Source organism: Mesoflavibacter sp. CH_XMU1404-2, assembly GCF_037029465.1.
Lineage (GTDB): Bacteria > Bacteroidota > Bacteroidia > Flavobacteriales > Flavobacteriaceae > Mesoflavibacter.
Map to the genome: position 1 here is coordinate 23251 of NZ_JAYMEM010000002.1, position 20889 is coordinate 44139.

General features: G+C 31.2%; 20 protein-coding genes and 2 tRNA genes. 9 read left to right on the forward strand and 13 right to left on the reverse strand.

All coding sequences use genetic code 11. The features are described 5' to 3' along the window. Nucleotides 1–74: 74 nt before the first annotated feature. The 3 genes from WA327_RS01370 to murI all read left to right on the forward strand — a co-directional run bounded on the left by WA327_RS01370 (nucleotide 75) and on the right by murI (nucleotide 2362). A complete protein-coding gene (locus WA327_RS01370) occupies nucleotides 75–923 on the forward strand; it encodes an OmpH family outer membrane protein (protein WP_336065586.1) in 849 nt (282 codons plus the stop codon). A gap of 83 nt (nucleotides 924–1006) precedes the next feature. Then, a complete protein-coding gene (locus WA327_RS01375; RefSeq protein ID WP_336065588.1) occupies nucleotides 1007–1516 on the forward strand; it encodes an OmpH family outer membrane protein in 510 nt (169 codons plus the stop codon). A 66-nt stretch (nucleotides 1517–1582) separates the two neighbouring features. Continuing rightward, nucleotides 1583–2362 (forward strand): glutamate racemase, encoded by a 780-nt coding sequence (murI, locus tag WA327_RS01380; RefSeq protein WP_336065591.1) that lies wholly within the window; start codon nucleotides 1583–1585, stop codon nucleotides 2360–2362. A gap of 52 nt (nucleotides 2363–2414) precedes the next feature. Here murI and rpsU read toward each other — a convergent pair whose 3' ends face one another. From rpsU to WA327_RS01400, 4 genes are all read right to left on the reverse strand, one after another. Continuing rightward, nucleotides 2415–2609 carry a 30S ribosomal protein S21 gene (gene rpsU / locus WA327_RS01385; RefSeq protein WP_336065594.1) on the reverse strand — a complete coding sequence of 65 codons (195 nt, stop codon included), beginning with the start codon at nucleotides 2607–2609 and terminating at the stop codon, nucleotides 2415–2417. Between the two features lie 77 nt (nucleotides 2610–2686). Continuing rightward, a complete protein-coding gene (locus WA327_RS01390) occupies nucleotides 2687–3550 on the reverse strand; it encodes an RNA polymerase sigma factor RpoD/SigA (protein ID WP_336065597.1) in 864 nt (287 codons plus the stop codon). 103 nt (nucleotides 3551–3653) lie between these two features. Then, entirely contained in the window at nucleotides 3654–6326 is a 2673-nt protein-coding gene (locus tag WA327_RS01395; protein ID WP_336065600.1) for an AsmA-like C-terminal region-containing protein, read from the reverse strand. Nucleotides 6327–6420: 94 nt separating this feature from the next. After that, on the reverse strand, nucleotides 6421–7125 hold the full coding sequence (locus WA327_RS01400) for a queuosine precursor transporter (RefSeq protein ID WP_336065603.1): 705 nt from the start codon (nucleotides 7123–7125) through the stop codon (nucleotides 6421–6423). Nucleotides 7126–7196: 71 nt separating this feature from the next. Here WA327_RS01400 and folK point away from each other — a divergent pair, with 71 nt between their 5' ends. Both folK and WA327_RS01410 read left to right on the forward strand, forming a co-directional pair. After that, complete coding sequence (gene folK / locus WA327_RS01405) at nucleotides 7197–8348, forward strand: 2-amino-4-hydroxy-6-hydroxymethyldihydropteridine diphosphokinase (RefSeq protein ID WP_336065606.1); 1152 nt, start codon at nucleotides 7197–7199, stop codon at nucleotides 8346–8348. Next, the gene (locus WA327_RS01410; RefSeq protein ID WP_336065608.1) at nucleotides 8320–8799 is read left to right on the forward strand and encodes a GyrI-like domain-containing protein; all 480 of its coding nucleotides are present in this window, start codon (nucleotides 8320–8322) and stop codon (nucleotides 8797–8799) included. Before folK ends, WA327_RS01410 begins: the two co-directional genes overlap by 29 nt. Nucleotides 8800–8820: 21 nt before the next feature. Here WA327_RS01410 and WA327_RS01415 read toward each other — a convergent pair whose 3' ends face one another. After that, nucleotides 8821–9366 (reverse strand): RNA methyltransferase, encoded by a 546-nt coding sequence (locus WA327_RS01415; protein WP_336065610.1) that lies wholly within the window; start codon nucleotides 9364–9366, stop codon nucleotides 8821–8823. Nucleotides 9367–9435: 69 nt separating this feature from the next. Beyond that, complete coding sequence (locus WA327_RS01420) at nucleotides 9436–9900, reverse strand: DUF1573 domain-containing protein (RefSeq protein WP_336065611.1); 465 nt, start codon at nucleotides 9898–9900, stop codon at nucleotides 9436–9438. Nucleotides 9901–10083: 183 nt separating this feature from the next. On the opposite strand from WA327_RS01420, the gene mutS reads away from it, so the two are divergent. The 4 genes from mutS to WA327_RS01440 all read left to right on the forward strand — a co-directional run bounded on the left by mutS (nucleotide 10084) and on the right by WA327_RS01440 (nucleotide 14271). After that, nucleotides 10084–12657: a DNA mismatch repair protein MutS gene (gene mutS, locus WA327_RS01425; RefSeq protein ID WP_336065675.1), complete on the forward strand. Its 2574-nt coding sequence runs from the start codon at nucleotides 10084–10086 to the stop codon at nucleotides 12655–12657. Nucleotides 12658–12760: 103 nt separating this feature from the next. After that, a tRNA-Gly gene (locus WA327_RS01430) sits at nucleotides 12761–12832 on the forward strand. A 28-nt stretch (nucleotides 12833–12860) separates the two neighbouring features. Further along, nucleotides 12861–12945: transfer RNA gene (locus WA327_RS01435), tRNA-Leu, on the forward strand. 57 nt (nucleotides 12946–13002) lie between these two features. Beyond that, nucleotides 13003–14271 carry a tyrosine-type recombinase/integrase gene (locus WA327_RS01440; protein ID WP_336065614.1) on the forward strand — a complete coding sequence of 423 codons (1269 nt, stop codon included), beginning with the start codon at nucleotides 13003–13005 and terminating at the stop codon, nucleotides 14269–14271. Nucleotides 14272–14361: 90 nt separating this feature from the next. On the opposite strand, the gene WA327_RS01445 is transcribed toward WA327_RS01440, so the two are convergent. The 7 genes from WA327_RS01445 to WA327_RS01475 form a co-directional block, all read right to left on the reverse strand. Further along, entirely contained in the window at nucleotides 14362–14769 is a 408-nt protein-coding gene (locus tag WA327_RS01445) for a hypothetical protein (RefSeq protein WP_336065616.1), read from the reverse strand. 2 nt (nucleotides 14770–14771) lie between these two features. After that, nucleotides 14772–15083 (reverse strand): hypothetical protein, encoded by a 312-nt coding sequence (locus tag WA327_RS01450; RefSeq protein ID WP_336065618.1) that lies wholly within the window; start codon nucleotides 15081–15083, stop codon nucleotides 14772–14774. A gap of 114 nt (nucleotides 15084–15197) precedes the next feature. Beyond that, a complete protein-coding gene (locus tag WA327_RS01455; protein WP_336065620.1) occupies nucleotides 15198–18920 on the reverse strand; it encodes a hypothetical protein in 3723 nt (1240 codons plus the stop codon). Between the two features lie 2 nt (nucleotides 18921–18922). After that, complete coding sequence (locus tag WA327_RS01460) at nucleotides 18923–19387, reverse strand: hypothetical protein (RefSeq protein WP_336065622.1); 465 nt, start codon at nucleotides 19385–19387, stop codon at nucleotides 18923–18925. Then, entirely contained in the window at nucleotides 19384–19920 is a 537-nt protein-coding gene (locus WA327_RS01465; protein ID WP_336065623.1) for a glycoside hydrolase family 19 protein, read from the reverse strand. Before WA327_RS01465 ends, WA327_RS01460 begins: the two co-directional genes overlap by 4 nt. After that, nucleotides 19917–20525 carry a glycoside hydrolase family 19 protein gene (locus tag WA327_RS01470; RefSeq protein ID WP_336065625.1) on the reverse strand — a complete coding sequence of 203 codons (609 nt, stop codon included), beginning with the start codon at nucleotides 20523–20525 and terminating at the stop codon, nucleotides 19917–19919. The genes WA327_RS01465 and WA327_RS01470 overlap by 4 nt, the downstream gene beginning before the upstream one ends. Further along, nucleotides 20515–20889, reverse strand: coding sequence for a hypothetical protein (locus WA327_RS01475; protein WP_336065627.1), 375 nt, complete (start codon nucleotides 20887–20889; stop codon nucleotides 20515–20517). The genes WA327_RS01470 and WA327_RS01475 overlap by 11 nt, the downstream gene beginning before the upstream one ends.

Here is a 20889-nt window from a genome sequence, read left to right on the forward strand (position 1 = left end):
ATTTTGAAAATAGTAGCTTAAAAACTAATGATTTGGTGTTTAAGTTTAAACCAAAAAAATAAAATAAATCCAATATGAAATTTAAAGTTCTTTTAGTATTGTTCATATTAAGCGTGTCGTTTCAAGCAAATGCGCAACGTGGCGTAAGAATAGGTTATATAGATACTGAATATATTTTAGAAAACGTTCCAGAATATACTGAAGCAACTAAGCAGTTAGAGTCTAAAGTGCAAAAATGGAAAACTGAAATTGAAGGTAGATTAAATACTGTTAAACAAAAACGTGAAGCGCTTAATAACGAAAAAGCTTTATTAACCAAAGAGTTAATAGAAGAGCGTGAAGAGGATATATTTTTTGAAGAAAAAGAAATATTAGACTATCAACAAAAGCGCTTTGGTCCTAGTGGTGATTTAATGATACAGAAAAAGCAATTAATGCAGCCTGTTCAAGATCAAATTTTTCAAGCAGTACAAGACATAGCAGAAACAAAAAAATATGATTTTGTTTTTGATAAATCGGCAGACGTTGTAATGCTATATTCAGCAGAACGCTTTGATATAAGTGATTTAGTAATTAGAACAATTACAAGAGCATCAAAACGTAAACAAGCAACAAACAGACAAGAGCGTAAAGAGGCTAAAGAAGAAGAAGTTGTAGAAGATATAAATGACACACAAGAAGCGAGACAAAAAGAACTAGACGATAAAAGAGCAGCAAGAGAAGCAGCAGCAGAAAAACGAAGACAAGAAATCTTAGAAGAAAGAGAAGCTAAGAAAAAAGCAGCGCAAGAAAGAAGGCAAAAAATTATAGAAGAAAGAGAAAAAGCCAGAGAAGAAAAATTAAAAGCCAGACAAGAAGCGCAAAACGAAGAAAACCCATCTTTTGATGGAGATAAAAATAACGAAGACGAGAAAGAGGATTAACAATATTAGAATGAAGCTAAATATTTAAAATAAAGCAGTTCTAAGACAAACACTAATAATTTATAACACAAATACTATTTAAAATGAAACAAATTAAATCACTTTTATTCGCTGCAGCATTATTTATTGGAGCAACTAGTTTTACTAATGCACAATCAAAAGTAGCGCATATTAATGTTGGAGAGCTTGTTACTTCTATGCCAGAGATGAAAACAGCTCAAGCAGAGATGGAACAAATGGGTAAGACGTTTGAAACAGATATCCAAGAAATGATGAATGAGTATAAAACTAAAGCTAAGCAATACGAAGCTGAAGCAGCTACAAAGACTAATGAAGATAACCAAAAAAGAGGTGAAGAGTTAGCAGGTATGCAACAAAACATTAGACAGTTTCAAGCTAATGCACAACAACAATTACAACAAAAAGAATTAGATCTTTTAGAGCCAATCACTAAAAAAGCTAAAGAAGCTATCTTAAAAGTAGCAAAAGCACAAGGGTTTGATTACGTGTTAGATTCTTCTCAAGGATCTGGTGTAATTATGGCAGAAGGAAAAGATTTATTAAAAGACGTTCAAAAAGAATTAGGATTTTAATTAAAATCCCTTTTAAAATACAATAAAGCTGTCTAAATTTAGGCAGCTTTTTTTATGTAATAACTTATGAGTAAACAACCTATTGGTATTTTTGATTCTGGTGTTGGCGGTACTTCTATTTGGAAAGAAATACACGCCTTGTTGCCATTTGAAAACACTATTTATTTAGCAGATAGTGCCAACGCACCGTATGGACCAAAAGGTAAAGATGTGATTATTGCATTATCAGAAAAAAACACAGAGTATTTACTTAATCACAACTCTAAAATTATTGTTGTAGCCTGCAATACAGCTACTACTAATGCTATTAAACACCTAAGACAAAAATATGATGTGCCATTTATTGGTATAGAGCCAGCAATAAAACCTGCAGCTTTACAAACACAGACAAAAGCAATTGGAATTTTAGCAACAAAAGGAACTTTAAGCAGTGAATTATTTTATAATACATCTCAACTTTATTCTAACGGAATTGAAGTAGTTGAACAAGAAGGCGAAGGTATAGTACAGTTAATAGAAAGTGGTAAAATAAATTCTGAAGAGATGAAAGCGCTTTTAGAAATTTATTTAAAGCCAATGCTAAAGGCTAATATCGATTATTTAGTATTAGGTTGTACACATTACCCATATCTTATACCACAGCTTTTAAAAATGCTTCCAAATCATATTAAAATAATTGATTCTGGTGAAGCAGTTGCAAGACAGACTAAAGCTGTTTTAAAACAACTAAACTTACTTAATTTGTCTAACATAAAGCCAGATTTGAAGTTTTACATCAATTCAAATCCAAAAGTGATGTCTCAGCTTTTAAATAATGAATTTGAAGTAAATCAAAAAGACTTTTAAAATAAAAAAAGCCAAGTGTTAAACTTGGCTTTTTAATTATATATTTTCAATTCTATACTTCCTCAGCGTCTCTTAACCCTTGGATGTAAGCTGCTTTTTGGATTTGTTTTCTTCTAGTAACAGAAGGTTTTGTAAAGTATTGCTTGTCTCTTAAGTTTTGCATTACTTTAATGTTTCTGTGTTTACGTTTGTAACGTTTTAAGGCGCGTTCTATGTTTTCGCCTTCTTTAATTTCAATTCTTAACATATCTGAGTTTTATATCTTTTGCGAATATCCCTTAAATATTAGGATAATTCAAATTATTATTGATTTAATTTTAAATTTTAACCTAAATAGGTCTTTAATATCTTGCTTTTTGAGGTTTGACGTAATCGTCTAATACCTTTTTCTCTAATTTGTCTTACACGTTCTCTTGTTAGATCAAATGTTCTTCCAATTTCATCTAAAGTCATTGCTGGTTGATTGCCTAAACCAAAATTTAATCTAATCACATCACTTTCACGAGGTGTTAATGTTTCTAAAGCGCGTTCAATTTCAATATTTAAAGACTCATGCATTAAATGATTATCAGGGTTTGGAGATTCTCCTGATTTTACTAAATCATAAAGGCTATAATCTTCACCTTCTTTTAAAGGTGCATCCATAGATACGTGTCTGCTAGAGATACGCATGGATTGTTTAACATCGCTAATGGTTAAGTCTAACTCTTTAGCAATTTCTTCTGCACTTGGTGGTCTTTGATTAGCTTGCTCTAAGTGAGAGGTTACTTTTCTTATTTTATTGATGCTTCCAATTTTGTTAAGTGGTAATCTAACTATTCTTGATTGCTCTGCTAATGCAGAAAGAATGGCTTGTCTAATCCACCAAACAGCGTAAGAAATAAATTTAAAACCTCTAGTTTCGTCAAAACGTTTTGCAGCTTTTACTAAACCTGCATTTCCTTCATTGATTAAATCTGGAAGTTTTAAACCTTGATTTTGGTATTGTTTGGCAACAGAAACAACAAAACGTAAGTTAGCGGTAGTTAATTTATCTAAAGACTCTTGACATCCTTCTCTGATTTTTTTGGCTAATTCTACTTCTTCTTCAGCAGTAACCATTGGAAGTTTACTTATGTCTTGTAGGTATTTGTCAAGTGATTTAGATTCGCGGTTGGTAACTTGTTTCGTGATTTTTAATTGTCGCATTCAGTGTAGTTTAAAGTTTAACATTCTCAATCTAACAGAATATTCGACAATTCCTAATATTTAACACTTTTTTATGTGTTTTGTTGTGAAGTTTTTAAAAAAATTAATCAGATTTCTTCTTTTTTCCAAAAATACCGCCTAACACATCTTTTACATTATTTTTTGTTTTAACTGTATCTGTTTTTGTTGAATCTTTGGGTTTATTTCCGCCTAGAAGTCCGCCGATAACATCTTTTACAGGATTGTTAGTAGTGGTTGATGTACTGTCGTTGTTTTTATTATTTCCGTTTAAAATATCACCAATAGCGTCGTTTAGTTTGTCTTTTCCGTTATTGATTAATTTTTGTTTTTGAATTTCAACTAACTGCTGTGTTAATGTTTTTACGCCACTAGTTAAGTCTGTAGACACTTGTGGTTTTGTAGTGTTACCAGAAATAGAAGCGGTTACAGGTATTGTAATATTGTTTACCGCTGGATCATTAATTTTGTTTATTAGTGCGTTTACATCGCTTCCTAAATACTTTGCAGGTACATCAACAACCACTTGGTAATTCATGGTGTTGCTGAAAGAATGTGATCCGCCAACAGTCATTTTTATATCCTTATATTTTAATTCAAATGGTTGCACGTTAACTTGACCATTGTTAAAAGAAAGTTTAGCGGTTAGATCCTTTAAATCAAGTTTACTAAAATCTAAAAAGCTTAATTTATTTTCAAGAGTTGCAATTAACTGTTCGTTTTTAGGTTTAAATTCTCCGGTTAATAATTCCGCGAAAGCGTCACCAGAAATTGTATTTAAAATTGGTGTAAAATCTTGCCCTAAAGTACCAGAAATATCAATAGAACTATTTAATTTTCCTTCTAAAGCTTTGGCAATTGGTGCTAAGGCTTGTAACATATCTAAACCATTAAATGATTCTGAAATATTAAAGTTGGAAGCGCCAAGTTGCATGTTAAATGTAGATTGCTCTTTTGTGGTGTCAACCAAGCCATTAAGCGTTAAATTACCATCAAAAATACTTGACGTCATGTTGTTTAATTTGGCTTTGCCATCTGCAATGTTTAAGCTTCCTTTTACATCTTTTAAAGTAAGATTATCATAAACTACAGTGGTTGCATTTGCTGTTACGTTACAATCTAAAAATTCTGGTATTTTTAGTGCGGTATCTGGTTCTGTACTTTGGTTTACTGGTGCTTCGCTACCGCCTTCTATCATAAAGTCGCTAACTAAAAATTTGTTTGAGTTGACATTAAAATTTCCTTTTAGCTTTTTATTGCTTAATAAAAAACCAAGTAAATTATTTATTGTACCAGTTGCGTTTAAATCAGATTGACCTGTTGTTGCATTAAACTTATCAAGTTTTATAGTGCCTGGATTAAAATTTACTTCTGCGCTACTTATATTAATTGGGTTTACTATATCTGCTGAAGAAAACTCAAATCCGCTAACGCTAACCATACCGTTGTTTTTAATGCGTTCGTATGCATTAGTTTCGATAGCATTCATATCAAAACTGGTATTTAATTTAGCTTTTAAAATACCTTTTAATTCATTCTCAAGTTCAATTGGGTACGCTTTTGTGATATTAGCTAAATTTAAAACACCATCAATATTAGCGTTTACTAGCATGTTAGTCGTTAGATTTTTTATAGTAGCCGAACTTTTAAAAACATCTTGGTCTATTTTAAAATTAAGCGCATTTAAGTTAACGTAAGTATCGTCTACTAAACCAGTTTCGTTTTTTATTTGTGCGTTAATATTGATGTTTTCTACACGTTTTGGTAGATCTGCAAATTTAAAAGACGCATTGTCAGAAAGAATATTAATATCTAAAGTAGGTATGGTTTCTTCAGTTACTTTTCCTTTAATAATTCCGTTTACTTTAAAATTTCCTGTTGTATTTACGTTATCTAAGTTTTTAGCATAAGTTTCAGGGATGACTGCTAAAAACTCTTTAAATGAAGAACCAGGATTTTCAAAAGAAATATCAATCTCTTGTCCGTCTTCAAGTTGTTTTACATAACCTTTAAATTGCAACGGTAAATCATTTACAAAACCTTCATTATCTTTAAATGTGTAAGTTTGATTAGGTATGTCTAAATCTATTAAAGCATCAAGTTTGATTAGATTATTACTTAAATATTCTGTGCTATCAATGCTGAAAGTTACGTTAGCTTCTGTTTTTGTGTCTAATTGGGAAGTGTCTCCAGAAAAAATTCCGTTACCTGTGTGGTTGATGTTGGTAACTTTTATTAGTGTATTAGCGCTTTCATCTGTATAATTAAAAGCACTATTATTTATGCTGTAATTTTCAATATCAAACGCAAAACCATCATTATTTGAAGTGTCTGATGATGTGTTGTTGGTGTTTTCTTTTGCAATATCCCAATTTACTTGTCCGTCTTTGTTTGTTTTTAAATTAATTAAGGCCTCATCAACATTTATACTGTTTATTATAATTGGATCTTCGCTAGCGGTCTTAAAAAGTTCTTTAACAGACATATCTAAGGATAACTGCTTTACACTGGCTAAGGTATCATTTTTAAAAGGCTCAAAATTGGTGATAACTAAGTTGTCTAAAGTCACATTAGCTTGCGGAAAACTTCTAATAAAACTTAAGTCTACATCATTAAATTCAACCTTTGCATTAACATTGTTATTAATGAAGTTTTTAACCAAATCCTTTATTTGATTTTGAAAAATAAACGGACTAGCTATTAAAAGTAATAGTAGAATTAAAAATGAAATTCCGATAATTTTAAGCTTTTTCTTCATGAGAACTTTTTAAGTTGAATTTTCATACGAATTTACGTATTAAATTAGGTAAAAAGATCTTGATAAGCTTAGATTTAATATAAGTTTAGCATTTTTAAAGCAGATTTATCTCTTCATTAACTTTAAGCTTAAATCGCTTTCTAAAAAGATATACACCTAAGTACAAAAATGGTGTGTCTAAAATAGCGATTAATACCTTAAAAATAAATCCGCTAATTAGTAAACCAGCAAATTTATCCCAACCAATTTCACCAAAAGAACACAGTAAAAATAACACTGAAAAGGTATCTACAAACTGAGATAAAAAAGTTGAACAATTATTACGTAACCAAAGCATTTTTCCGTTGGTTAATCGTTTCCAAAAGTGATAAATCTGAATGTCTACCAGTTGCGCTAGTAAATATGCCATCATACTGGCAAAAACGGCAATAATGGTATTACCAAATACTGTGGTAAAAAGCGAATCGCCAACAGGCGACCAACTTGTAGCAGGAACATGATTTGCAGTGTAAACAATTAATAAAGAAAAAATTGAAGCAAAAATACCAGCAATTACAATTTGGTTTGCGCGTTTTTTACCATAAATTTCACTAATTAAATCGGTAATTAAAAAGGTAATCGGGTAAGGAAGAATACCAACAGAAATCTCAAATAACTTAGCGCCAAAAATTTCAATATCAAAAGGATGCCAATAAAAAAATTTCTGAAAAATCAGATTAGAAACCACCAAAGAGGTTATAAATAAGGCACCTAAAAAAAGGTAGATTTTTTGAGCAGCTAGTTTGTCTTTTAAGGTCATAAAAACTTATTAACAGTTTGTGTAAAGATAAGGACTAAGTGAATTTCTTTTAGTTATTTTGCCAAAGATTTATGAAGGATTCTAAAACCATATACATAGCATTAGGTAGTAATAAAGGAGATAAGTTTAAAAATTTACAACTTGCAGTAGATGCTATTTTTGAAAAAATTGGCACAATAATTAGTATTTCAAAAGTCTATCAAAGTCAAGCAATGGGCTTTGAAGGCGACGATTTTTTAAATACATGTATAGCTGTAAATACAAAACTAACACCTAAAAAAGTACTTAAAATACTTCAAGACATTGAAGTGAAATTAGGTAGAACACCTAAAAAAAGTGAAGGTTACGAGTCTAGAGAAATCGATCTAGATATCATTTTTTTTGAAGATGAAATTTTAGATGAAAGTAACTTGGTAATTCCTCATCCAGAAGCTCATAAACGTAAATTTGTTTTAGAACCCTTAAAACTAATTGCAGCTAAAACAGAACATCCTGTTTTAGAAAAAACAGTTGAAGAACTTTATGAAGCTTGCGAAGATCAAACCGCTTTAGAACCTTATAATATCTGGCTAAAAAACCCAATTAAGCAGTATAAATTATCTAAAAATAACTATATAGCTATTGAAGGTAATATTGGTGCTGGTAAGACAAGTTTATCAACACAAATTGCGTCAGATTTTAATGCAAAATTAATTTTAGAGCGTTTTGCAGACAATCCGTTTTTGCCTAAGTTTTATAAAGAACCTAATCGTTACGCATTTACTTTAGAGATGTCTTTTTTAGCAGATCGCTACCAGCAAATTAGTGACGATTTAAGTCAGCTAGATTTGTTTAAAGATTTTATTGTTAGCGATTACGATGTCTTTAAATCTTTAATTTTCTCAAAAATTACGCTGCAACCAGACGAGTTTAAATTATACCGAAAGTTATTTTATTTGATGTATAAAGATATTGCTAAGCCAGATTTATATGTGTATTTATATCAAAATACTGAGCGTTTACAGGCTAACATCAAAAAAAGAGGTAGAAAATACGAAAGCGAAATAGCAGACGATTATTTAGAAAAAATTAATGCAGGTTATTTAGATTTCTTAAAAAGTCAGTCAGATTTTAATGTAAAAATTATTGATATTTCAGATAAAGATTTTGTGAAAAATAGAGCAGACTATTTATGGCTTTTAAACGAAATAAATAATGGAGTACAAGATAGTCAAGACCGATAAAATTTTAATTGTAGGTTTAAGTGCAACTGCTAATTTTTTAAATACTAATCAAATAACTGGTCAGTTAGCAAGACAATTTATGCCTAGAGTTGGTGAAGTAATACATAGAAAAGACAACTTTAAATTGTCACTTCATGATTACTCAAATTTTAATATTTCAGAATTTAATCCCAATCAAACGTTTCAAAAATGGATTGGTGTAGAGGTAAATAACTTACAATCTGTACCAGGCCAAATGGAAACTTTAACCATATATGCTGGCAAATATTTAGTCATAAATTTTGAAGGAACTATAGAAGCGTTTGTAGGGTTTTGGCAAGACCTTCATTTTAATTGGCTACCAAATTCAGAATTTGACATAGATAACAGACCACATTTTGAAAGACTTGGTCCAGATTATAACCCAAATCAAGCTGTAAATAAGGAAGAAATTTGGATTCCTATTAAGTAGAAGTTAGGTTGTCGAAAACCTTTAATTTTCAACATTCAAACCTTTCAACTTACTAAATACATCCCAAACTACAACGCCACAACTTACGCTAATATTTAAAGAGTGTTTGGTGCCAAATTGCGGTATTTCAATAACATTATCGCTAGCATTAACTACTTTTTGAGAGACACCTTTTACTTCGTTGCCAAAAACTAATGCGTATTTAGTGTTTACTTCTGGTGTAAACTGGTCTAACATAACCGCATTTTCGGCTTGCTCAATACTTAAAACTTTGCAATTTTCGGCTTTAAGTTTTTCAACTAACTCAACAGTGTTTTCTACATATTCCCAATCAACAGTGTCTGTACTGCCCAATGCAGTTTTATGTATGTCTTTGTGTGGTGGCGTAGCTGTAATTCCGCAGAGATAAATTTTTTCAACTAAAAACGCATCACTTGTTCTAAATACACTACCAATATTATTTAAACTTCTAATGTTGTCTAACACAATAATAATAGGTGTTTTTTTAGAGTGTTTAAAATCTTCAACACTTAGTCGGTCTAGCTCGCTGTTTTTTAGTTTTCTCATAATGCAAATATTCAAAAAAAAACTCCCTTTTTTCAAAGGAAGTTTTAATAAAAAGTATTTAAATAAGGTTTAGTGTACCTCTTCTTTAGTTTCTGTTTCTTTAGCCTCTTCAACTTTTGGCTTAACAGTACCTTTAATTCTTAATCTAACAGAAGGCGAGTTTACAGCATTTGTAGTTAATGTAACTGTTTTAGAAAAACCACCAGTTCTATTAGTTGCGTAACGTACTTTAATAACATCAGATTCTCCTGGTGCAATTGGTGTTCTTGGCCAAGTTGGCACTGTACAACCACAAGATCCTTTAGCGTTAGTAATTACTAGAGGAGCATCTCCTGTATTTGTAAATTTAAATTCTCTGTTTCCGTCAGCGCCATTTTCAATAGTACCATAGTCTATTGTTTCAGATTCAAATTCAATTTTTGCGCCTTTTTCATTGGTTGCTTCTTTAGCAGTTTCTGTTTTTTCTGCTGTTTGAGCAACGCTACATGTTAACATTCCGATTATAGCGAAACTTAACAATATTATTTTTTTCATCGTAATAAATTATTGGATTATCTCACAAATTTAGTAAAAACGATATACTTACTTAGTTAATTAAATAATAATTTAAACATCATTTTATAGCAACTAGTAAATTAATTAAATTCGCAATCAAACCAAAATCAAAAAATAATCCCTTTGGCAGCAAAAACGAAATCCAAAAAAGTAACACCTTTAATGAAGCAGTATAACGCTATAAAAGCGAAATATCCTGATGCTTTATTACTGTTTAGAGTTGGTGATTTTTATGAAACTTTTGGTGAAGATGCTGTTAAAGCTGCCGAAATTTTGGGTATTATTTTAACCAAAAGAGGCGCAGGAAGTGATAGCGAAACCGAATTAGCAGGTTTTCCGCATCACTCCTTAAATACCTATTTGCCAAAGTTGGTAAAGGCTGGCGAGCGTGTTGCAATTTGTGATCAGTTAGAAGATCCTAAACAAACAAAAACCATTGTAAAACGTGGTGTGACCGAGTTGGTAACTCCTGGTGTGGCTTTAAATGATGAAGTGCTACAATCTAAAACTAACAATTTTTTATGTTCGGTGTATTTTGGAAAATTATCCATAGGAATTTCATTCTTAGACATCTCTACGGGAGAGTTTTTAACCGCGCAAGGTAATGCAGAATATATAGATAAGTTACTTCAAAATTTTAGTCCGAGTGAAGTCTTAGTTTCTAAACCAAAACGAAATAAGTTTGCAGAAGCTTTTGGTAACGATTTTCATACCTTTAATTTAGAAGATTGGGTATATCAACCCGATTTTGCTAATGAAACTTTGCTAAAACATTTTGATACAAAATCATTAAAAGGTTTTGGTGTAGAAGACTTAAAAGAAGGTGTTATTGCAGCAGGTTCTATCTTACATTATTTAGCCGAAACACAACATCATAAGCTAGAGCATATTACTTCAATTTCTAGAATTGCCGAAGATGATTATGTCTGGATGGATAAGTTTACTATTAGAAACTTAGAGCTGTATAACTCTACAAACAATAATGCAGTTACACTTTTAAATGTAATAGATAAAACCATATCAGCTATGGGCGGACGTATGCTTAAACGTTGGTTAGCATTACCGTTAAAACATGCAGATAAAATTAAGCAACGTCATGAGGTAGTTTCTTATTTAAAAGACAATGATACGGTTTTACATAAAATTCAAAATTATATAAAAAACATAGGCGATTTAGAGCGTTTAATTTCTAAAATTGCTACACAAAAGGTAAGTCCTCGTGAGGTTATTCAGCTAAAAAACTCACTTGAAGCAATAGTGCCAATAAAAACATTGGCAACCAATTGTGATAACGAATCTTTAAAGATTATCGGTGATAATTTACAAAGTTGCAATGTGCTACGCGAAAAAATTAAAGAAACTTTAAACGAAGACGCGCCGGTTAATGTTTTAAAAGGAAATACAATTGCAAACGGATTTTCTTCTGAATTAGATGAACTTAGAGAACTATCAACTTCAGGAAAAGATTATTTGGACAAGATGTTAGAGCGAGAGAGTGAACGTACAGGTATTACTTCATTAAAAATAGCATCTAACAACGTTTTTGGTTACTATATTGAAGTACGAAATACGCATAAAGATAAAGTGCCAGAAGAATGGATACGTAAGCAAACTTTAGTAAGTGCAGAGCGTTATATTACTGAAGAATTAAAAGAATACGAGGCTAAAATTTTAGGAGCAGAAGAGCGTATTCTTGCAATTGAACAGAAGTTGTTTGCAGATTTAGTGCAATGGATGAATCAATACATCAAACCAGTGCAACAAAATGCCTTTTTAATTGGGCAATTAGACTGTTTATGTGGTTTTGCGCAATTGGCAACACAAAATAATTATGTGTATCCGCAATTGGATGATTCTTTTGATTTACAGATTGAAGATGGTCGTCATCCAGTAATAGAAAAACAACTACCAATAGACGAATTGTATATTGCAAATTCAGTATTTTTAGACAGAGAAACGCAACAAATTATTATGATTACTGGACCAAATATGTCTGGTAAATCGGCAATATTACGTCAAACTGCCTTAATTGTTTTACTAGCACAAATAGGAAGTTTTGTGCCAGCAAAAGAAGCTAGAATTGGTGTTGTAGACAAGATTTTTACACGTGTTGGCGCGAGTGATAATATTTCTATGGGAGAATCTACGTTTATGGTAGAAATGAATGAAACAGCGTCTATTCTTAACAATATTTCAAATAGAAGTTTAGTATTGTTAGACGAAATTGGTCGCGGTACAAGTACTTACGATGGTATTTCAATAGCTTGGGCAATTAGCGAATATTTACATGAACATCCAGCAAAACCTAAAACCCTTTTTGCAACGCATTATCACGAGTTAAATGAAATGTCAGAAACATTTAATCGTATTAAAAACTTTAATGTTTCGGTTAAAGAACTTAAAGATAATGTATTATTCTTACGTAAATTAGTAGAAGGTGGTAGTGAGCACAGTTTTGGAATACATGTTGCAAAAATGGCAGGAATGCCACAACAAGTACTACATAGAGCAAATAAAATTCTAAAGAAATTAGAAAAGAGTCATTCTAGTGAAGAGTTAACAGATAAGGTGAAATCTATGCAAGATGAAATGCAATTAAGCTTTTTTAATTTAGACGATCCATTGCTGGAAAATATTAAAGAAGAAATTTTAGAAACCGATATTGACACATTAACTCCAGTAGAAGCCTTAATGAAGCTAAATGAGATCAAACGTATGTTGTTGAAAAAGAAGTAAGTGTAAATTTTTTAAATTATTTTTTAAAAAAGGCTTTGGAATTAGTAAATATATTTTAAATTTGCATCCGCAATAGCAATATTGCTCGTTCATTTAAAAGACTGCGAAAGTAGCTCAGGGGTAGAGCATCACCTTGCCAAGGTGAGGGTCGCGGGTTCAAATCCCGTCTTTCGCTCTGATACTTTCTTAAAATATACCAAGATGCTGAAGTGGTGGAATTGGTAGACACGTTGGACTTAAAATCCAATGACCGTTTTGGTCGTGCGGGTTCAAGTCCCGCCTTCAGTACAAAGCAAAAAGCCTTTATTTTAAAGGCTTTTTGCGTTTTTAAACACTTTTTTTGCTATGACTGAAAAAGTGTATTTTATTAAAAACGTACCTACAAACGTACCTGTAAAGCATACTATAAAACTCATGCAAAAACAGTATAGTTTACCTAAAATTTATATTAGACGTGATGCCAACAAAACACCTATTGTTGGACCAGGTAACAATTGGTATGTTTATTATTACTACCGTGATCCAGATAGTAATAAAATGAAAAAGTTTATTTATAAGTACGGTCTTAATCGCTTCAAAACAATTAGCGAGCGCAAACACTACGCAAAGCAAATTGTAGAAGCTTTAACTGAATTACTAGAAAGTGGCTACAACCCATTTTTAAAAGAAGGTTTACCAACAAACACTTTTGAAAGCAATAAAACATATACACTTACTGAAGCTGTTAATTATGTTTTAGAGCAAAAGTCTAAGCGACTTAAAACCGCATCTATTAAAGATTATAATTTTAGATTAGGGCATTTTTTAGACTGGTGTAAAAAAGTTGGGGTACACAATAACGATGTTACCAGCATTACAAAAAAACATGTTATAGCCTTTTTAAACACTTTAGAGTTAAGCAATACCTCTGTAAATAATTATAAACGTGCGCTAAGTGCTATCTTTGGTTATTTAAGCAAAGAAGGTATTATAAATGCAAACATTGCTAAAGAGTTACCTACATTAAAAAGTAAACCAAAAAAGAACACACCATTTACACCCAAACAAATACAAACAATAACCAAGCATTTAAAACAAACAGATCCTTACATGGTAGATTTTATAAAGTTTGTGTTTTATGGATTTTTACGTATTACCGAAATTATAAGGCTACAACCTAAAAATATTGATCTGGAGAATAACGTGTATAGGGTAGAAACTAAAACCGATGTTTTTAAAACTAAGGTTTTAGTACCTCAATTAAAAGACGTTGTATTAAAATACATGCAGCAAGGTAAAATTTATAAAGATGAATATCTCTTTACCAACAATAACAAGATTGAAAACTGGCAAGCTACCGAAAAAACAAAAACCGATCATTTTAGGAAACGTTTTAAAAAGGCTAAGAAACATTTAGGGTTTAATGAGCATTACGGACTTTACAGCTTTAGGCATAGTGCAGCAATAGACAATTATAACCATTACAAAAAACAAGGTTTAAACGATTACGAAATTATAAACAAACTGGTTATTATAATTGGGCATAGCGGACCAGAAGTAACACGTAAATACTTACGTGACGTGCAAGCCAACCTACCAAAACAATACGGAAGTAATTTTAGTGTAAAATTTTAAAATTAAGAGTATTAATAAGTATTAATACTTATTAATACTCTCTATTCTTTATAAAGAAAAACGTTAGGTGTTCTGGGAAATCTTTTAAAGTTATAATGGAATAATATTTTTAGGGTTGTGTTGTATTATTTTATGTGGTGTTTTTTTTGAAACTCGCATAGCTTCACTTAATTGATGGTTGTAGTATCTTATAATGTGGTTGTTTTGATATAGGTATGCACACAAATCATCTTTATCGTATAAATTAATCAAATCGTCTGACTGTAACCTTTTTAAAACCTCTGGGCTTGTTCCAGAATATTGATTAACAAGGTTTTTATCAATATTATGGCAATCTTTAAATTCTAAAACTGTTTTGTATGGCGCATTTAACAACTTAGCTAACGATATGTAGTCTACGTCTTTGTTATCGTAAGTAATCTCTATTTGGTACTCTGTAAATTTTACTTTAATTACATGAGCCATGTCTATTAACAAATTTTGTAATTGGATTATCATAATTAAACTAATTTTTTGGTTAATAATATAGCTAAGGTGTAGTTGGTTATGATTAAAAAAACATCTACTACTGGATCTGTAAAGTGTACGTAATTATAAGCTGCTTTACATACAGAAAAACTTAAAAACAAGAATAAACTACTAAGTAACATTAATATAAAAAACTGTTTAAAATGATAGCTTAAACGCTTTTTACGTTGGTATAAATGATTGCGCAATACATGGTTAGCTTCTTTATAACTGTAAGTGTTGTTTTGTGGGTTGTATGCTTTTTCTTTTAGGTCCAGCATAATTTGAGTGAAGTCTGGTTTCATTTTATGGTAGTTTTTATATGGTATAACAAAATTACAATTTTTTTTAACACAAAAAGCGCAAAGTTTAAAACTTTACGCCTTTTGACACTAACTAACTAAATAAAAATGAATACACTAACTTAGCGACACTTCTATACTTTGCGGTAATTGCGCTGCTGCTTCATCTTGCGGTGTTACCAATTTTTTATCATGTATGTAATACTTTGCGCCTGGTATTGTTTCGTAACGGTTTTTTTGTGCATATACATAGTTGTTTGTATAATCTTCTGGTGTTACGTCTACTTTTAAAATAATATCTCCGTCAAATGTTGTTTTAGATCCGCCTCGTGTTTTTCCGTCTGTGGTTTCTTGAAAAATAGTAAACAATATTTTACCGTCAATAGCTTTTCTAAATTGACTATCGTAATTTATGTTACCATATTTTTCTACTAGCTTTTGCCAACTATCTGTAAAAAATGCATCGCATTGATTTACTATTGCTACAAACTGCTCAAAAGTATCTGGCAAATCACTAAACGGATAAAAGTGTTCTAAATTTTGCGGTTTGATATATTGATCTTCTTTGTTTCTAAACAATGCGCTTTGGTAATGTTCTTCTAAACTTGCAAATCCTACGGTTAAACCGTCCGTTAAAAGTTCGTCTACAAACTGAAAACTAAAACGTGTTTTCATTGATCCTGCTGGACCAGATATGTTAATAGATAAACTTTCTTTATGCTTTTTCTCTAGGTTTCCTAAAAACTTGGCTATTGTACCATTTAAAGCAAAATAATTAATAGGTTTTGCGTTTTCTCTTTGCTCTTTACTGCTTTTTAAACCTATTACTTTACTAGCTGTGTTTTGCAAAGCCGCATCCGTCTTTACGACCTCTTTTTGCGTATTAACGGATTGCGGTTTTGACCTCTCCAGATGTAATGCTTCTGTTTGTGGTTGTGGTTGCACTTCTGTATTTGGATTACCTAATGCTTTTGGTGCTGGATTTGGCACTTGGCTTAAATCTACTTCTATTGTTTTTGGTTTAGGATTACCTAAGCCTTGTTTGGTTGGTTTGTTTTTTTTACTCTTAAAACTGCTTAAAAAATCTTCTATAAGCGGTTTAACTTTAGTATTGAAATTTGTTAATCCTACATATTGATCTACTTGCGTATAAGGAAACTCTTGTTTTAAATCGCCTATCATTTCTATATAATATGCGGTTGCTGTATCTCCGTAATTTTGTAAAGCAAAATATTGCTCTAATGCACGTGCAAAACACTCTTTTATACTATTTATGTAACTACTAGAGCTTTTTGCATTCATATTCTTTTTAAAAGTAATTGCTATTTGACCTGCAAGACTTTCGTAGTTGTCACTTGCGTAACGTTTACCTGTTTTTTGACCTTCTAAATAATCTAACAAATGCGCTACCTCGTGCGCCATGATATTAGTAAAGTTTTCAAAACCATATTTTGCACTAACAGATATAGCGTTAAAATTAGGATTAAATACACCTAATGCTTTACGTGCATAAACTAATTTAGATCCTGTATGTGATATTTTTAAACCATAATCTTTGGCTATTGGCACTAAATTACCATAAGTATCTAATATTTTTTGCCATGCATCTTGCGTGTTTTCTATTTGTGCTACGGTTAAATTACTACCGTTTTGGCGTTTTATTAAAATACCATATTTATCAAATAGTTCTTTACTTGTGTTTTTTATACCGTAAGCTGTTTCTAAGCCTTTTTTACGACTATCTGAATAGTCTTGCGCCTGAACATTAATATCGTTTATTTTAAAGTCTAAAAACTGTCTAAATTCTCGCCAATACTCAAATACTTCTGGGTTTGCTGTACGTGGTTTTGGCATTGTTGCTTTTGGGTTGACAAAACGCTCATACATATAGTGTGTTGATGCCCACATATGCTTACTATCTAGCTTAGATTTTATACGTTTTGTACCATAACGTTTGTATGGCTTGTAAAGTGCTTCTTTTTCGTTCCAGTCTAATTTTTCATATTCAGCTAACGTTATTTTTTTCTTAATTTTTGCTGGTAGACTGTTGTATAATGCTTTTGCGCTGTTAACGGTAAAGTATTTTTTTCTTCGTTCTTCTGGTAGATTATTGTAATACTCTTTTTGTCTTTTTGTACTATCTTCAGCTTGTTGTTTGTACAACGCTTTTGCTCTGGTTGTATAGTACATACTTGTTAATACTAACTGATCTAATGTTAATAGCACAAATACATTGTCTTTAGTGTCTTGAAAGCTATTAACACTTACTAAATAAGTATCTTCTTTTGTTTTTATAGCATCAAACACAAAACCATGACTTTCTAAAGCTTTTTCGTCTAATGCTGGTATGTAAATAGGTTTTTTATCGGTAAGTATTGTTTCTTCATTAAACACAATTTCTTGCGTATTTACTTTGGTAAAGTCTGCAATGTCATTATGTTTTTTACCTTTTTTATCGGTAACACTAATTACATCGCCACCATTATCTACCGCAAGTATTATATTTACTAAAGCGGTTTGTTCTTTTAAAAGATTATTTATTTTTTTAACGAGCGCAAATTTTTCTCTCATTAAATCATTTTTTTCAGAAAAGTTTTCTGCTTTGTCTATTTTTTTCTGAAAGTTATCTTTTTGGGTTTCTAAGCCTGAAACCTTAGAAAACAAATCTTCTAATTGTTTTTGATATTTTTTAAGTTTTGGATGTTCTTTTTGAGTAGGTTTGTCTTTAGCTTTTGGTTTAACTTTTACAATACCTTTTCCTTTTACATATTTATAACCAGGATTAAGCCTACCACAACTATTTAAAGCTACTTTTGCAATACCTTCATGTTGCGGACCCGCTAAACCTTTAAATAAATCTAATTGCGGATCATCTTTTTTTTTTGAATTTTCCGATAATTTAAAATCAATAGCGCTTAAATGCTGTTTATTATCAAAAACCTTATCTACTAATTTATTAAGATGTTTTTTGTATTCTGCTTTACTATCTAATAATCTTGCTTCTACACGATCTAAATCTGCACTAAAAATATAAGCGTAATTATCTGCTAATTTTTCTTTAGATTGATTTAAAAGGTGTTTTTTAATTGCTTTTTTTGTTACTTCTTTACGTAAAATAATTTCTTCACGTACTTTTTCCATGAATTTAACAACGTCTGGCTTCCAAAGTATATCGTTAGCATATTCTTTACTTAAAGCTTTTAATTCTGTATCCGAAAGTGTTTTTATATTTCGGTTTACATTGATATATGAAGCTTCATTTTTTTTAGTTGGCTTAATTTTTTCAAAATTAGATTTTCCCCATAAAACAGCATCTTGATAGTTTTCTATATTTAATTTTTTTGAATTAAATATTTTTAAAGCTTTTTTTACATAAGGATCATCTGAAGTAATTTGAAATCCTTTTTTACCATATCTGGATATGTTATATTTTTCAGAAATATCTGCATCTATTTTAACGGTAGATTTTTCTTTTTTAGCAGCAACCTTTTCAATCTTACCACCTTTTACGTATTTGTAACCAGGTTTAAGTCTACCGCAATCGGTTAATGCTTCTTTTGCAATACCTTTATGTCTTGGTGCGCCTAAACCTGTTGGTAGGTCTATTTTTTCTGAAAGGTTAATTTTAAAATGTGTGGTGTCTGGGTTATTCATTAATAGGTTTTCTAGCTTTGCTGTTGCATCACTAAATTGTTTTCCTATTTTATTTTCTGTGTTTCCTTTATGATAATCATTGTCAAAAACGTCTACTTGTTCCATTTTTTCAAACAAATCATAAAGTGTATCGTAATCAATAACTTTTCCGTGTAATGCGTTGTATTCTTGGATTAATTTTTCCATAATTAAATCACAAAGTTTTTACCTAATACCTGTACATGTGCTTGCACAACTATATTTTCTGGTGTTAATGATAAAATTTGTGTTATGGTAGATACAATGTTAGAAGTGTCTATATCTACGTTTACATTTTGTATTACCGTTTCTGTATAAGGTTGCAGGTTTAAATTGCTTACTTCTTTGTTTGCGGTTGCTAGTAATACGCCTGTATTGGTGTATAATTCTAATTTTTTAAGCGTTGCTGTGTCGCCAAAATTAGCTTCAAAATTATGGTTAGTTTGGTTTATTAACGCAATATCGAGATTAATGGTTAATTTTCCAAAACCTTGTGTTATATTATTGATTTTTTTTACTTTAACCTTTAGGTTGTCAATAATATTTTTGGCTTCTGTAACCGTATTATTTGCTTTGTTGTATGCATACATTGCTAATGCTGTTGCGCCTATTAATATAGTGTGTAATGTTTTCATGCGTATTGTGTTAAACTTATTGCGTAATTGTTTATTTTTTGTGCTTGATCTAATCCGTTTACAACACGTCTAGCGTTGTAAAAGTCGTTATACGATCCTGTTATGTAATCTGAGAGTTTTTTACCTGTAAAACTACCGTTAATCATACCGTAGACTAATATCTTTGCAGCTACATCTGGTTGTAGTGCTAAATCTGGATTGTTTACTAAATCTATACCCAACCAATTACCCATTTTTTGGTAATTGCTTTGCCATGTTAATTGCACAAAACCACGTCCATAATAACCTGTGTACCAATATTGGTTTTGTGTGTTATAAAGTGCTGTGCCTTGCGTTGCTCTGTATTCTTTTATTGGTTTTAACCAGCTTTCATGCCATGCAGTAGCTAAAATGTATGCTAGTTTACTATTATCGCCATCGCCATACTTTGCAAACGCATTGGTTATAAGACGTATGTTGTTTATTTGTTCTGAAGTTAAAAAGCCAAATGCACTTTGCGCTGCGCCTATTAATATGGTGTGTAGTGTTTTCATGCGTATTGTGTTAAACTTATTGCGTAATTGTTTATTTTTTGTGCTTGATCTAAGCCATTTACAACACGTCTAGCGTTGTAAAAGTCGTTATACGATCCTGTTATGTAATCTGATAGTTTTTTACCTGTAAAGCTTCCGTTAATCATACCGTAGACTAATATTTTTGCAGCAATATCTGGCTGTAATGCTAAGTCTGGATTATTAACAAGGTCTATACCTAACCAATTACCCATTTTTTGGTAATTACTTTGCCATGTTAATTGCACAAAACCACGTCCGTAATAACCTGTGTACCAATATTGGTTTTGGGTATTGTATAGACTTGTACCTTGTGCTGCTCTAATTTCTTTAATTGGTTTTAACCAGCTTTCGTGCCATGCGGTTGCTAAAATGTAGGCTAGTTTACTATTATCGCCATCGCCATACTTTGTAAATGCGTTGGTTATTAAACGTATGTTGTTTTGTTGTTCTGAAGTTAAAAAACCAAATGTGTTGGTTGCCGCATTAATTGCTTGGTTTTGTAAGCTTACATTTTTTGAAGCTGCTAAACCGCTAATGGCAAATAACCCTAAAATTGCACCTGCTATTATTTTTTTATTTTTCATACCTTACTTCTTTAACTTCTTGCACTTCGATATTATTTAAGTTTGCTGGCTCTAATGGTTGTGCAGAAAACTTAAACATAGCTTTATCTAATTCTTCTTTGTTTTGATTGGTTACCACTACGCTAACTATACCGCTTTTGGTAATTGCTAGGTTTACGTTTTTGTTTAAAAATTTAAAAGCATCTTTTTTTGGTGTTGAAATATCTATTGTAGTAGAGTAGGTACTAAGTCCTACGCTTACATTAACGTCTACTGTTTTTAATTGCGGATCAAAGTTTGAAAACGAAACTGATGTTTTGTTTAAAAAGTAATACGCTAATCCTAATCCTGCTGCTACGCCTGCTATTTTTAACTTTTTATCCAT

Excerpts from the sequence above, each read along its gene's own strand:
- WA327_RS01370 (WP_336065586.1), top strand. The coding sequence starts at position 75 with ATGAAATTTAAAGTTCTTTTAGTATTGTTCATATTAAGCGTGTCGTTT.
- WA327_RS01375 (WP_336065588.1), top strand. The coding sequence starts at position 1,007 with ATGAAACAAATTAAATCACTTTTATTCGCTGCAGCATTATTTATTGGA.
- murI (WP_336065591.1), top strand. The coding sequence starts at position 1,583 with ATGAGTAAACAACCTATTGGTATTTTTGATTCTGGTGTTGGCGGTACT.
- rpsU (WP_336065594.1), bottom strand. The coding sequence starts at position 2,609 with ATGTTAAGAATTGAAATTAAAGAAGGCGAAAACATAGAACGCGCCTTA.
- WA327_RS01390 (WP_336065597.1), bottom strand. The coding sequence starts at position 3,550 with ATGCGACAATTAAAAATCACGAAACAAGTTACCAACCGCGAATCTAAA.
- WA327_RS01395 (WP_336065600.1), bottom strand. The coding sequence starts at position 6,326 with ATGAAGAAAAAGCTTAAAATTATCGGAATTTCATTTTTAATTCTACTA.
- WA327_RS01400 (WP_336065603.1), bottom strand. The coding sequence starts at position 7,125 with ATGACCTTAAAAGACAAACTAGCTGCTCAAAAAATCTACCTTTTTTTA.
- folK (WP_336065606.1), top strand. The coding sequence starts at position 7,197 with ATGAAGGATTCTAAAACCATATACATAGCATTAGGTAGTAATAAAGGA.
- WA327_RS01410 (WP_336065608.1), top strand. The coding sequence starts at position 8,320 with ATGGAGTACAAGATAGTCAAGACCGATAAAATTTTAATTGTAGGTTTA.
- WA327_RS01415 (WP_336065610.1), bottom strand. The coding sequence starts at position 9,366 with ATGAGAAAACTAAAAAACAGCGAGCTAGACCGACTAAGTGTTGAAGAT.
- WA327_RS01420 (WP_336065611.1), bottom strand. The coding sequence starts at position 9,900 with ATGAAAAAAATAATATTGTTAAGTTTCGCTATAATCGGAATGTTAACA.
- mutS (WP_336065675.1), top strand. The coding sequence starts at position 10,084 with ATGAAGCAGTATAACGCTATAAAAGCGAAATATCCTGATGCTTTATTA.
- WA327_RS01440 (WP_336065614.1), top strand. The coding sequence starts at position 13,003 with ATGACTGAAAAAGTGTATTTTATTAAAAACGTACCTACAAACGTACCT.
- WA327_RS01445 (WP_336065616.1), bottom strand. The coding sequence starts at position 14,769 with ATGATAATCCAATTACAAAATTTGTTAATAGACATGGCTCATGTAATT.
- WA327_RS01450 (WP_336065618.1), bottom strand. The coding sequence starts at position 15,083 with ATGAAACCAGACTTCACTCAAATTATGCTGGACCTAAAAGAAAAAGCA.
- WA327_RS01455 (WP_336065620.1), bottom strand. The coding sequence starts at position 18,920 with ATGGAAAAATTAATCCAAGAATACAACGCATTACACGGAAAAGTTATT.
- WA327_RS01460 (WP_336065622.1), bottom strand. The coding sequence starts at position 19,387 with ATGAAAACATTACACACTATATTAATAGGCGCAACAGCATTAGCAATG.
- WA327_RS01465 (WP_336065623.1), bottom strand. The coding sequence starts at position 19,920 with ATGAAAACACTACACACCATATTAATAGGCGCAGCGCAAAGTGCATTT.
- WA327_RS01470 (WP_336065625.1), bottom strand. The coding sequence starts at position 20,525 with ATGAAAAATAAAAAAATAATAGCAGGTGCAATTTTAGGGTTATTTGCC.
- WA327_RS01475 (WP_336065627.1), bottom strand. The coding sequence starts at position 20,889 with ATGGATAAAAAGTTAAAAATAGCAGGCGTAGCAGCAGGATTAGGATTA.